Below are 11,290 nucleotides of genomic sequence, written 5' to 3' on the forward strand. Positions count from 1 at the left end.
GCCGTCGGTCGCGGAGGGCTCAGGAGTTCGCCTTCAGGAAGGAGAGCAGCAGCTCGCCCGTCAGTTCCGGCTGGTCGAGCGGGAACCAGTGGCCCGCGTCCTCGATCCGCTCGTAGCGCCACGAGCCGGACACATGGTCGGCGGTGGCGGACATCTGGTGTTCGGTGAGGAAGCGGTCGCCGGCGGACCAGACGCCCATCACCGGGAGGCCGGCGGGCAGCGGTGGCACCGGCAGGTCCGGGGCGAACTGCACCTCGGCGGGCAGACCCGCGCGGTAGATGTTCAGCGCGGCCGTCAGCGCACCCGGCGCCCGCAGCGGCTCCAGGACCTCTTCCGCGTCCAGGTGCTCGGCGAGCATCTCCCGCATGTTCGCGAAGTCGTCGCGCGCGAGCCAGGACTCGGCCAGCTCCGGCAGCTGGAAGAGCAGGATGTACCACGACCGCTGCCGCTGCTCCCAGCCCGCGCCCCGGCCGGCCCGGGGGTGGCCGACGGACAGGATGCTCAGGCTCGGCACCCGGTCCGGCAGCGCGTGGGCGAAGCCCTGCGCGACGACCGAACCCCAGTCGTGGCCGACCAGGTGGACCCGGTCGACGTCGAGCCGGTCGAGCAGTTCCACCATGTCGGCCACCGAGGCGGCGGGAGAGTACGCCTCCGGGCCGCCCTCCGGCCGGCCCGAGGCGCCGAAGCCGCGCAGGGTCGGTGCGATCGTACGGAAGCCGGCCGCGTTCAGGACCGGGATCTGGTGGCGCCACAGCCGGTGCGAGTCCGGGAATCCGTGGACCAGCAGGACCGCCGGTCCCTCACCGCTCACCTCGACGTCCAGCGTGACGTCCGACAGTTCCACGCGCATCACAACACCCCGTTCCGGGCAGGTCCGTTCGTCCGGGCCATGATGTCAGAACGGGTACCAGCGCACCTCGGGATCGCCGTCACGCAGCGACGCGACCCGCCGCTCGAACTCGGCGAGCGCCTTGGGGTTCGACGGCGCGTGCTGGGCCACCCAGGCGCAGCTGGCGGTCTCCCGCGCGCCGCGCAGCACGGCGCAGCCCTCCCACGTACGGACGTCCCAGCCGTACGCGTCGGTGAAGGCGTCGTAGGCGGCCGGGTCCAGGCCGTAGCGGTCCCGGGACAGCGCGAGGACCACCAGGTCGTGCTCGCGCAGATCGGACGAGAAGGTCTCCAGGTCCACCAGGACCGGGCCGTCGGGGCCGACGTGGACGTTACGGGGGAGCGCGTCGCCGTGGATCGGCCCGGGCGTGAGGTGCGGGGCGAGCGCGGCGGCCGTCGGGGCGAACGAGTCGCGCCGCTCGCGCAGGAACGCGGCGTCCGCCGGGTCGATGGCGTCCCCGGCGAGCCGCAGCCAGCGCTCGACGCCGCCCAGGAGCTCGCGGCGCGGCAGGGTGAACCCGTCCGGCTCCGGCAGGGCGTGCACGGCGCGCAGCAGCGGCGCCAGGTCGCGCGGCTCGGACGGCCGGACCGCGTCGGGGAGCCGGTGCCAGAGGGTCACCGGGTGTCCCTGGGCCACCAGGGGCTCGGCTTCCGCCGCCCGTACGGCCGGAATGCCGGCCGATTCCAGCCAGCCGGACAGTGCCAGCTCGCGCGTGGCGCGCGGCAGCAGTTCGGCGTCGCGGCCGACCTTGACCACCAGGTCGCCGAGGGCGAAGACCGCGTTCTCGCCCAGGGTGAGCAGGGTCGCCTCGTCCGCCCGCAGTCCCGCGGCGGCCAGGATCTCCCGGGCCCGCGCCTCGTTCATCGTTCTCTCCCCATCTTTCCCCGCAGCAGGTGCGATTCCGCCAAAGTCTCGCATCCGCGCAGGTGGCCGCGCAGGTCGCCTTGACGGGGGGCGGGGCCCTCAGGACGATGGCCGAGTCCCGGACGGGGTCACAAAGTCTGCCAAGCCGGGAGAACTCGCGTATATCGCGTAAGTCGATTGAATCTTGTGCTTTCCGTGCGAGCGGTCGGCCGGATGCGAAGCAGACAGAACGAAGCAGACGGAACGAAGTAGACAGAACGAAGTAGACAGAACGAAGCAGGCGGATACTCAGCAGCCGGAGGGGATCCCTTGGCGAATGTCATGGCCGCGCCGAAGCGGTCCGCGAGAGGCGCCGCCCCCGGCCGGCGCCCCGGCCGCCGGCGCCCCGGCCGCCGGCGCGGCTCCGGCGGCCCGGCCCTCGGTCCCGGCGCCTGGTTCCTCGTCCTGCCCGCGCTGCTCCCGATCCTGATCCTCAGCGTCGCCCCGCTCCTCCACGGCATCGCCCTCGCCTTCACCGACGCCCAGTCCGGCCGCACCCAGGCCACCCGCTGGATCGGCACCCTCAACTTCCAGGACCTGCTCCACGACACCCTGTTCTGGGACTCGTTCCGCATCGGCCTGCTCTGGGCGGTCGGCGTCACCGCCCTGCAGTTCCTGCTCGCCCTCGGCCTCGCGCTCCTCCTCGACCAGGACCTCCGGCTGCGCTGGCTGGCCCGGACGCTCGCGATCGTCCCGTGGGCGATGCCCGAGGTCGTCGTCGGCATGATGTGGCGCCTCGTCTACAACCCCGACGCCGGCCTCCTCAACGAGACCCTGCACGACCTCGGCCTCGGCGACGGGCGCGCCTGGCTCAGCGGCCTCGGCACCGCGCTGCCCGCCGTCATCGTCGTCGGCGTCTGGGCCGGACTGCCGCAGACCACCGTCGCCCTGCTCGCCGGACTGCAGAACACCCCGCGCGAACTCCACGAGGCCGCCGCCCTCGACGGCGCCGGTGCCTGGCGCCGCTTCCGCAGCGTCACCTGGCCCGCCCTGCGGCCCGTCGCCCTCGCCATCACCTCCCTGAACTTCATCTGGAACCTCAACTCCTTCGCCCTGGTCTACGTGCTGACCGGCGGCGGACCGGGCGGCCGCACCCGGCTGCCCATGCTCTTCGCGTACGAAGAGGCGTTCCGTTACGGCCAGTTCGGCTACGCCGCCGCCATGGGCTGCGTCCTGGTCGCCGTCGTCTCCGTACTCCTCGCCCTGTATCTCGTCGGACGGCTGAAGGGGGACCAGGACCGGTGAGTGCCTTCCGCGGCCGCGGGCCCGCCCGCGCCGGCCAGTACGCGGCCCTCCTCGCGTACCTGGCCTTCCTCGTCTTCCCGTTCCTGTGGCTGGTCTCCACGGCCTTCAAGCCGGCCCGCGAACTCGGGGCCCCGCACCCCACCTGGATTCCGCAGGACCCCACCCTCGACAACTTCCGGCAGGCCCTGGAGGAACAGCCCCTGCTGCGCGCCGCCGGCAACAGCCTGATCGCGGCCGTGGCCGCCGCCCTCCTCGCGGTCGCCGTCGCCACCCCGCTGGCCTACGTGCTCGCCCGGCACCGCTCCCGGCTCACCGCCGCGGCCACCGGCTGGGTCGTGGCCAGCCAGGCGTTCCCGCTGGTCCTGCTGATCATCCCGCTCTTCCTGATCCTCAAGAACCTCCACCTCGTCGACACCCGCACCGGCCTCGTCCTCGTCTACCTGGTGTGGTCGCTGCCCTTCGCGCTGTGGATGCTCACCGGATACGTCCGGGCCGTGCCGCGCGAGCTGGAGGAGGCGGCCGCCGTGGACGGCGCCGGGCGGTTGCGCACCCTCGTCTCCGTCACCGCGCCGCTGCTCGCGCCCGGCCTCGTCGCCACCGCGCTGTTCGCCTTCGTCACCGCGTGGAACGAGTTCTTCTTCGCGCTCGTCCTGCTCAAATCCCCGGAGAACCAGACCCTGCCCGTGGTCCTCACCCACTTCCTCGGCGCGGAGGGCGCCGCCGACCTCGGGCCGCTCGCCGCGGCGGCCTTCCTCGCGACGCTGCCCTCCCTCGTCGTCTTCGCCGTCATCCAGCGGAAGATCACGGGCGGGATGGCGGCCGGGGCGGTGAAGGCATGAGGCGCCCGGCGCTTTCGAGACCGCGGGGCGTGCGCGCCGCCGCCCTGTCCGTCGCGGCCGTCCTCCTCCTGCTCATCGCCGGCTGTACGGCGGGCGGTGGCGACCGGGGTACGGACGCCGACGGGACGATCCGGCTCCGCTTCCTCTCCCTGGCCTGGCAGAAGGAGTCCGTCGACGCCAACAAGGCGCTGGTCGCCGAGTGGAACGCGGCTCACCCCCGGGTGCGGGTCGAGTACGTGCAGGGCAGCTGGGACTCCGTACACGACCAGCTGCTCACCTCGTTCGAGGGCGGCGAGGCCCCCGACCTGATCCACGACGCCTCCGACGATCTCGCCGACTTCGCGTACGCCGGCTATCTCGCCGATCTGCGCCCGCTGCTCTCCGCACGGCTGCGCGCCGACATCCCCGAGGAGAGCTGGCGGACCACCACGGTCGGCGACGGGGTGTACGGCGTGCCCTTCCTCCAGGAACCGCGCCTGATCATGGCCAACCGGACGCTGCTGCGACAGGCCGGGGTCCGGATCCCGACCGCCGAACAGCCGTGGACCTGGGCGGAGTTCCGGCAGGTCGCCCGGGATCTGACGGCGAGCATGAGGAAGAAGAGCGGCGGAGGCGGCGGAGACGGAGAGAACGGGGGAGGCAAGGGGAAGTACGCCGTCGCCTGGCCGCTGAAGGAGCCCGTCTCGGTCTCGCTCAACCTCGGCCTGTCGGCCGGCGGCCGGCTCTTCCACCGCGGTCCCGGACCGGACGGCAAGGTCGCCATCCGTTTCGGCGACGCCGACGCGGTCGTCCCCGGCACCATCCGGGCCATGGCGCGGACCGACCGCACCGCCTCCCCGGAGACCCTCGCCAGCGGCGGCTCCGACATCCTGCCCGGCTTCTTCGCCGGTACGTACGCGATGGTCCCGCTCGGCTTCTCGTACCGTCAGCAGATCGCCCAGCAGGCCCCGGAGGGCTTCGACTGGACCGTACTGCCCGCGCCGGCCGGGGACGGCGGGCTCGCGCAGGGCGTCAGCCCGCAGACCCTGTCCGTCGCCGAGGACAGCCCGCACAAGAAGGAGGCGGCGGCCTTCCTCGACTTCTTCCTCCAGCCCTGCAACACCGTGCGGCTCGCGCTCGGCGACTGGATGCTGCCCACCTCCGCCACGGCCCTCACCGATCCGGCCCTGCACACCGAGGAGTTCGGCTGGGCCACGGGCACGGCGGTCGCCCGGCGGCTGCGGCCGGCGCCCGCGCAGTCGGTGCGCGGCTACCCGGAGTGGAAGGACAAGGTGGCCACCCCGGCCTTCCAGGAGTACTACAGCGGCGCCATCGACACGGAGGAGCTGCGCCGCCGGCTGGAGACGGACGGCAACCGGGTGCTGGCGCGCTATCAGCGGGACTGACGCGCAGGGCCACCGTGACGCCGTGACGTCGTAACCCCGTGAGGGTGTGGCGATGGTGTGACGATCCGGCGGCCAACTCTGGAGACGTGCGGGGCGAGTTGAGGCGACTCGCCCCTTTTCTCTTTAAGAAAGCTTGTTGGAAAAGTCATAGCTTCGTGAAGCCCTTGATTTGCACTCGTCAATCAGACAAGGTTTCGAAGGTGTCGCCGGAACGATTCCGTCCGGAGACCCAACCCCCCACAAAACCTGACGAGGAGACTCCTCTTCATGGCAATACACAAGCGTGACCGCAAGCGCACCCGGATCACCGCCGTCGCGACCGCGATCGCGGCAGCGGCCGGAGTGACCGTCCTCACGGGGCAGTTCGCCGGTGCGGCGCCCGTACCCGCCGAAGGCACGGTCTACGGACTCGGCGTCGAGGGCGCCGTGTCGGGCAGCTACGTCGTGCTGCTCGACGAGAAGAAGGGCCGGGACGGCAAGACCGAACTCGCGAAGGAGTACGGCGGCACCCTGCGCCGCAGCTACGACTCGCGCGTCAACGGCTTCTCCGTCAACGGCCTCAGCGAGACCGAGGCCAAGCGCCTCGCCGCCGACCCGGCCGTCGCCAAGGTCGTCCAGAACCGGAAGTTCAGCATCGAGGCCACCCAGGAGAACCCGCCCTCCTGGGGCCTCGACCGGGTCGACCAGACCGACACCGCCGGCGACGACGCGTACACGTACCCCGACAGTGCGGGCGAGGGCGTCACCGCGTACGTCATCGACACCGGAGTCCGCGTCACGCACCAGGACTTCGGCGGCCGCGCCTCCTCCGGCTACGACGCCGTCGACAACGACGACAGCGCCGACGACGGCAACGGCCACGGCACCCACGTGGCCGGCACCATCGCCGGATCCACGTACGGCGTCGCGAAGAAGGCGAAGATCGTCGCCGTCCGCGTGCTCGACGACAACGGCTCCGGCACCACCGAGCAGGTCGTCGCCGGCATCGACTGGGTCACCAAGAACCACAAGGGCCCGTCCGTCGCCAACATGAGCCTCGGCGGCGGAGCCGACCCGGCCCTCGACGACGCCGTGCGCCAGGCCATCGCGTCCGGCGTCACCTTCGGCGTCGCGGCCGGCAACGAGTCCGCCGACGCCGGCCAGGGCTCCCCGTCCCGCGTCGAGGAGGCCCTCACCGTCGCCTCCTCGACCGAGGACGACCAGCAGTCCGACTTCTCCAACTACGGCTCGGTCGTGGACCTCTACGCCCCGGGCTCGGAGATCACCTCGGCCTGGAACGACAGCGACACCGGGACCAAGACCATCTCCGGCACCTCGATGGCCACCCCGCACGTCGTCGGCGCCGCCGCCGTCTACCTCGCCGGCCACCAGGACGCGACGCCCGACCAGGTCGCGCAGGCGCTGGTCGACGGCGCGACCCCGGACAAGATCGGCAACGCGAGCCCCGGCACCGCCAACCGGCTCCTGAAGATCGTCGAGTGACACCCGTACGCGGGTAGTCACCGCTGCCGCTGAACGACGGCCGCCGCGCCCTCCCCCACGGGGCACGGCGGCCGTCTTCGTGCCGCCCTGTCCGTGAGGGGTTCTAGGGTGAGCGGATGACGACGACCACCTCCACCTGGGCCGCCCTGCTGCGCGGTATCAACGTCAGTGGACGCAACAAGATCCCCATGGCGGAACTCCGTTCCGTTCTCGAAGGACTCGGCCACACCGGCGTCCGGACCTATCTGCAGAGCGGCAACGCGGTCTTCACCACCGACCGCGCGCCCCGGGACGTGGAGACCGCCGAGGCGGAACTGGCCGCCGAGCTGGAGGCGGCGATCGAGCGGCACTTCGGATTCACGGTGGCCTGCCTCGTACGCGACCATGCCTACCTGTCCGCCGTCGAGCGCGACTGCCCGTTCCCCGCCGCCGAGGTGGAGGGCAAGCAGCTCCACGCCTTCTACTGCTCCGGCCCTCTCGCCGCCGACCGCTTCGCCGCGCTCGACCCGGCCGTCTTCGCCCCCGAGGCCTTCGCGCTCGGCGACCGCGCGCTGTACCTGTACACCCCGGCCGGCCTCGGCCGCTCCAAGCTGGGCGTGACGCTCAACCGCCCCGCGCTCTTCAAGGGCCTCACCGCCACGGCGCGCAACTGGAACACGGTGCGCAAACTGGTCGAGATGACCGCCGAGGGCGACGCCGCCTGAAGGCCGTCCCGGGTGCCGCGGGTGCCCCGCGTCTGAGGCGTTTGAAGCGTTTGAAGCGTTGAAGCCCGAAGAGGCCGAGCCGCGTCGACCGGCTGAATCGCGGCGGGGTCGCCGGGTCCGGGGAAGGGGGCGGGGCGCGGTGAGGTGTGGGACGGAGCGGATTGTCCGCGGACAACCCGGCATTGTCCGGCGTCGGCACCCGCGGTGACCTGGGCGGTCCGGGCCGGGCCCGCGCGGCCAATTCCCCCGGCTGCCAGGGTCGGTGCCGACGGGGGCAGCCGAGATGACTGCCCGTTCACGCAACCGTCCGGGCGGGACCCTGTCCGTGCCGCATCGGCACACCCACGGGGGAGGACGCCGGGGCCCGCATGCGGCCGGACGGCAGATCGCAGACGGAGGACTTGTGTCCCAGATACGTACTCGCATGGCGTGTGGCGCGGCCGCGCTGCTCGGCGTGCTCGCCCTGGCCGGCCCGGCGCACGCTTCCGGCGCCGAGACCGGCCCGACGGGTTCCCAGGCGGCCAGGCCCGCCGCGGCCCAGGACGCGGGGGCCTGGACCGAGGCGCGGGCGGCGGCTCTCGACCACGTCCGCGTACCGGCCGCCACGGGCGGCAAGGACTCGGCCAAGCCGCGCCACGTGGTGATCCCCGAGCGCCGGCTGCCGGACGGCGCGGCGCGCACCTCCGGCGCCGCGGCCGGCTCCTACCGTGCCACGTTCACGGTCGGCGGCCACACCAGCACGGTGCAGATGAACGTCTACACCGGCAGCGACGGGCACGACCACGTGTGGGGCGAGGGCTGGCTGTACGGCGGCGGAGAGGCCCTGTACCTCGACATCTCCCGCGACGGCGGGTCGAGTTGGACGCCCTTCGTGGACTACCAGGTGCCGTCGGGCGTCTACACCAGCACTCCGTCCCACTACGACGGGCCGGGCTACTGGATCCGGGTGTGCGGCGCCAACCCGAACTACGGCGACCCGTACGGCAACCCCCAGTGGGGCTGGAACATCGGCTGCACCGTCTGGCACTGACCGCCGGGCGGCGGTGGGGCGGAGCCCGCTCTTCGCCCCGCCGCCTGCCCTCTCCAAGTCCCCCTGGCCCCTGATCCCGTACGGAGGGACGCCCGCCCCATGGGCCCGGGTGCGGATGCGTGACGCCCGCCGCGGGCAGGGATCGCGGCCTGACCGAAGCCCTCCGGCTGCTCGCCGGAGGGCTTCGTACGGCGACTCTCCGCCGCTCCCTCGCGCGTGCCTCATGGTCGTGACAGCGGTGTGCGGGAAACCGCCACGGTCCTCAGCGCGGAGATCATCCGGCGGCGGCCCGCGTCGACGCGACTCCGTCGACGCGCCTCAGACGACGCTCCTCAGCCGACCGTGGCGAGGGAGCTCGCGGAGATGCACGGAACTTCACCCGGGCCGCCGAGCGCGTGCACATCAGCCAGTCCGGTGTGAGCGCCCAGATCCGGCAGCTCGAACACGAGCTGGGCGCCGCGCTGTTCGACCGCTCGGGCCGTACGGTCACCCTCACCGTGGCGGGCAAGGCCGCGCTCGAACACGCCCGCGCCGCGCTCACCGCGGCCGAGGCCGTCGGCCAGGCGGTGGGCGAGGTGACCGGCCTGATCCGAGGGCGCCTCACCCTCGGGATGGTCGTCGGCTGCACCCTCACACCGCTGTTCGACGCCCTCGCCGCCTTCCATCAGGCGCATCCCGGCGTGGAGATCGCGCTGCGCGAGGACGGGTCGGACCGGCTGGTGGAGGGGGTGCGCGCCGGAACCCTCGACCTGGCCCTCATCGGCGCGGCGGGCGCCGCACCCGACGGCCTGGAGTCGCTGACGATCGTCAGCGAACGCCTTGTGGCCGCCGTCCCCGCCGGGCACCCGCTCGCCGCCCGGTCCGGCGTCACCCTGCGCGACCTGACCCCGTACCCGCTCGCCTGCATGCCGTCGGGCACGGGCCTGCGCACCCTGTTCGACCAGGCCTGCGCCGCACAGGGACTCCGCCCCGCGATCGCCCTGGAGGCCGGCGCCGCGGACGCGCTCGCCGACCTGGCGGCACGCGGACTCGCCGTCACCGTCCTCAGCGAGTCGATGGCCGCGCACTACGGGGACCGGCTCACCGTCCGCCGCCTCGCCGACGTCGACACACCCGCGCTGCTCGCCCTGGTCTGGAAGGGCGCATACGGCCCGGGTGTACGGGAGTTCGTCGCGCACGCGCGGCGGGCGTTCGCCGGCGGGCTCGCGGGCTGACCGACGGGCCGGCGCAGCCGGACCGTCCGGCGGCCGCGATCCGCCGGTGGCTCACATGGCGCGCAGGCCCCGGTCTGCGAAGGTGATCACCCACTCGAAGCTCTCGTCGATGTCGGTGCTCCACTGGAAGCCGTTGGCCGCCTGGAGGGTGGCGAAGCCGTGGCACAGGCTGCGCAGCATGCGCAAGGCGTGTTCCACGCCCCCCTCCGGGATCGCGTAGCCGCCCAGGACGGCCGAGAACGCGCCGAGCAGCCGCTGCCCCGCGAGCGCCAACGGGTCGTCGGGGCCGGCCGGTTCCATGCCGATCGTCGCGGCGTACCGCCCCGGGTGGGCGACGACGAAGCCGCGGAAGGCGCGGGCGGAGGCCGCCAGCGCGTCGCGCCCCGTACGGCCCTCGACCGCGCGCTCGACGGCGTCGGCGGTCTGGCTCAGCGCGAGGGCCGCGATCCGGCGGTTGAGGTCGTCCTGGCCGCCGACGTGTTTGTAGAGCGACGGGGTGCGCACCCCCAGCCGGGCGGCCAGTGAGCCCATCGTCAGCCGCGCGAAGCCGACTTCGTCGGCGAGCGCGGCGCCGGCCTCGACGACGGTCGCCGGGTCCAGTCCCGCCCTAGGCACCGGCGACCTCCGCCCCGAGGAAGGCGAGCACGCGGGCGACGACCTCGTCCGGGAACTGGTCGTGCGGGTAGTGCCCGGCGCCCTCGATCATCTCCAGGTGACCGAGGCCGGCCGGCAGGTCCCCGACGATCGCCGTTCCCTCGGCGTGCGGGTCGGCCCAGTCGGGGTCGAGCGTGCCCTCCAGGACGAGAACGGGGCAGCGGACGTTGCCGAGCTGCGCGCCCGCGTCGGTCGGGGCACTCTTGCCCATCCCCTGCACGGCCTTCATCCGGCCGGGCTCGCGCAGCCGGCGTTCGATGAGGTCGAGCCGCTCGTCCCAGTGGGCGGGCTTCGCGCCGGGGTAGGCCACGTCGAGATACCCGCGCCACATCGGCACACTGCCGAACAGGGCCGTACCGAGCAGCCGCAGCATGCCCTGCCGGAAGCGGGTGACCCGCAGGTCGCCCAGGCGCATCGACTGCTTGCGGGTGAACGGGGCGATCTCGACGACGGCGGTGACCAGCGAGGGCTCCTGCGCGGCGGCGATGGTGGCGGCGCCACCGGAGACCGAGTGGCCGACGAGGATGGCGGGGCCGCCCAGGTGGCGGATGACGGCGAGCAGGTCGCCGGCGATGTCGGTACGGCTCCAGGCCGGCCAGTCGACGCTGGACTCGCCGCAGCCGCGCAGATCGACCGCGGCGACCCGGTAGCCCGCCGCCACGAGCCGCGGGATCACGGCGCGGTATGCCTCGCGGCTGTCCCCCATGCCGTGCGCGAGCGCGATCAGCGGGCCGGATCCGGCGACTTCGTAGGCGAGCGTGCCGCCGTCGACGGTCAGGTACTCGGTCATGTCATCCCCCAGGGCTTGGCTAATTCCGTTAGCCAAAAGCTAATGCGATTAGCCTGTGGCTGTCAACAGCGGACTTTCGGCAGGTCGGCGGGGGGCCCGACACGGTCGCGGCCGGCGGCCCGGGCTCCATCGCCGAGCAGTCCGTCAACCACAAG

General features: G+C 73.0%; 11 protein-coding genes. 7 read left to right on the forward strand and 4 right to left on the reverse strand.

Annotation, left to right across the window (positions count from 1 at the left end):
- Window positions 1–19: 19 nt before the first annotated feature.
- Together ABZ693_RS13975 and ABZ693_RS13980 are read right to left on the reverse strand one after the other, a co-directional pair.
- Window positions 20–850, reverse strand: coding sequence for an alpha/beta fold hydrolase (locus tag ABZ693_RS13975; RefSeq protein WP_359876176.1), 831 nt, complete (start codon window positions 848–850; stop codon window positions 20–22).
- 45 nt (window positions 851–895) lie between these two features.
- Complete coding sequence (locus ABZ693_RS13980) at window positions 896–1,753, reverse strand: phosphotransferase enzyme family protein (protein ID WP_359876177.1); 858 nt, start codon at window positions 1,751–1,753, stop codon at window positions 896–898.
- A 321-nt stretch (window positions 1,754–2,074) separates the two neighbouring features.
- Here ABZ693_RS13980 and ABZ693_RS13985 point away from each other — a divergent pair, with 321 nt between their 5' ends.
- The 7 genes from ABZ693_RS13985 to ABZ693_RS14015 all read left to right on the forward strand — a co-directional run bounded on the left by ABZ693_RS13985 (window position 2,075) and on the right by ABZ693_RS14015 (window position 9,691).
- Entirely contained in the window at window positions 2,075–3,037 is a 963-nt protein-coding gene (locus ABZ693_RS13985; RefSeq protein WP_435842421.1) for a carbohydrate ABC transporter permease, read from the forward strand.
- Window positions 3,034–3,876 (forward strand): carbohydrate ABC transporter permease, encoded by an 843-nt coding sequence (locus ABZ693_RS13990; protein WP_359876181.1) that lies wholly within the window; start codon window positions 3,034–3,036, stop codon window positions 3,874–3,876. The genes ABZ693_RS13985 and ABZ693_RS13990 overlap by 4 nt, the downstream gene beginning before the upstream one ends.
- Window positions 3,873–5,261 (forward strand): ABC transporter substrate-binding protein, encoded by a 1,389-nt coding sequence (locus ABZ693_RS13995; RefSeq protein ID WP_359876183.1) that lies wholly within the window; start codon window positions 3,873–3,875, stop codon window positions 5,259–5,261. Before ABZ693_RS13990 ends, ABZ693_RS13995 begins: the two co-directional genes overlap by 4 nt.
- Window positions 5,262–5,528: 267 nt before the next feature.
- A complete protein-coding gene (locus tag ABZ693_RS14000) occupies window positions 5,529–6,743 on the forward strand; it encodes a S8 family peptidase (RefSeq protein ID WP_359876184.1) in 1,215 nt (404 codons plus the stop codon).
- Between the two features lie 116 nt (window positions 6,744–6,859).
- Window positions 6,860–7,447, forward strand: a complete 588-nt coding sequence (locus tag ABZ693_RS14005) for a DUF1697 domain-containing protein (RefSeq protein ID WP_359876185.1) — start codon at window positions 6,860–6,862, stop codon at window positions 7,445–7,447.
- 403 nt (window positions 7,448–7,850) lie between these two features.
- The gene (locus ABZ693_RS14010) at window positions 7,851–8,477 is read left to right on the forward strand and encodes a hypothetical protein (protein WP_359876187.1); all 627 of its coding nucleotides are present in this window, start codon (window positions 7,851–7,853) and stop codon (window positions 8,475–8,477) included.
- 395 nt (window positions 8,478–8,872) lie between these two features.
- Window positions 8,873–9,691, forward strand: coding sequence for a LysR family transcriptional regulator (locus ABZ693_RS14015; RefSeq protein WP_435842418.1), 819 nt, complete (start codon window positions 8,873–8,875; stop codon window positions 9,689–9,691).
- A gap of 51 nt (window positions 9,692–9,742) precedes the next feature.
- Here the strand turns inward: ABZ693_RS14015 and ABZ693_RS14020 are convergent, their stop codons facing one another.
- Both ABZ693_RS14020 and ABZ693_RS14025 read right to left on the reverse strand, forming a co-directional pair.
- The gene (locus ABZ693_RS14020) at window positions 9,743–10,306 is read right to left on the reverse strand and encodes a TetR/AcrR family transcriptional regulator (RefSeq protein WP_359876189.1); all 564 of its coding nucleotides are present in this window, start codon (window positions 10,304–10,306) and stop codon (window positions 9,743–9,745) included.
- On the reverse strand, window positions 10,299–11,135 hold the full coding sequence (locus tag ABZ693_RS14025; protein WP_359876190.1) for an alpha/beta fold hydrolase: 837 nt from the start codon (window positions 11,133–11,135) through the stop codon (window positions 10,299–10,301). The genes ABZ693_RS14020 and ABZ693_RS14025 overlap by 8 nt, the downstream gene beginning before the upstream one ends.
- Window positions 11,136–11,290 lie beyond the last annotated feature (155 nt).

The sequence above is a fragment of the Streptomyces laurentii genome (assembly GCF_040635425.1).
GTDB classification, from domain to species: Bacteria; Actinomycetota; Actinomycetes; order Streptomycetales; family Streptomycetaceae; genus Streptomyces; species Streptomyces laurentii.

Excerpts from the sequence above, each read along its gene's own strand:
- ABZ693_RS14025 (WP_359876190.1), bottom strand. The coding sequence starts at position 11,135 with ATGACCGAGTACCTGACCGTCGACGGCGGCACGCTCGCCTACGAAGTC.
- ABZ693_RS14005 (WP_359876185.1), top strand. The coding sequence starts at position 6,860 with ATGACGACGACCACCTCCACCTGGGCCGCCCTGCTGCGCGGTATCAAC.
- ABZ693_RS13975 (WP_359876176.1), bottom strand. The coding sequence starts at position 850 with ATGCGCGTGGAACTGTCGGACGTCACGCTGGACGTCGAGGTGAGCGGT.
- ABZ693_RS14000 (WP_359876184.1), top strand. The coding sequence starts at position 5,529 with ATGGCAATACACAAGCGTGACCGCAAGCGCACCCGGATCACCGCCGTC.
- ABZ693_RS13980 (WP_359876177.1), bottom strand. The coding sequence starts at position 1,753 with ATGAACGAGGCGCGGGCCCGGGAGATCCTGGCCGCCGCGGGACTGCGG.
- ABZ693_RS13995 (WP_359876183.1), top strand. The coding sequence starts at position 3,873 with ATGAGGCGCCCGGCGCTTTCGAGACCGCGGGGCGTGCGCGCCGCCGCC.
- ABZ693_RS13985 (WP_435842421.1), top strand. The coding sequence starts at position 2,075 with ATGGCCGCGCCGAAGCGGTCCGCGAGAGGCGCCGCCCCCGGCCGGCGC.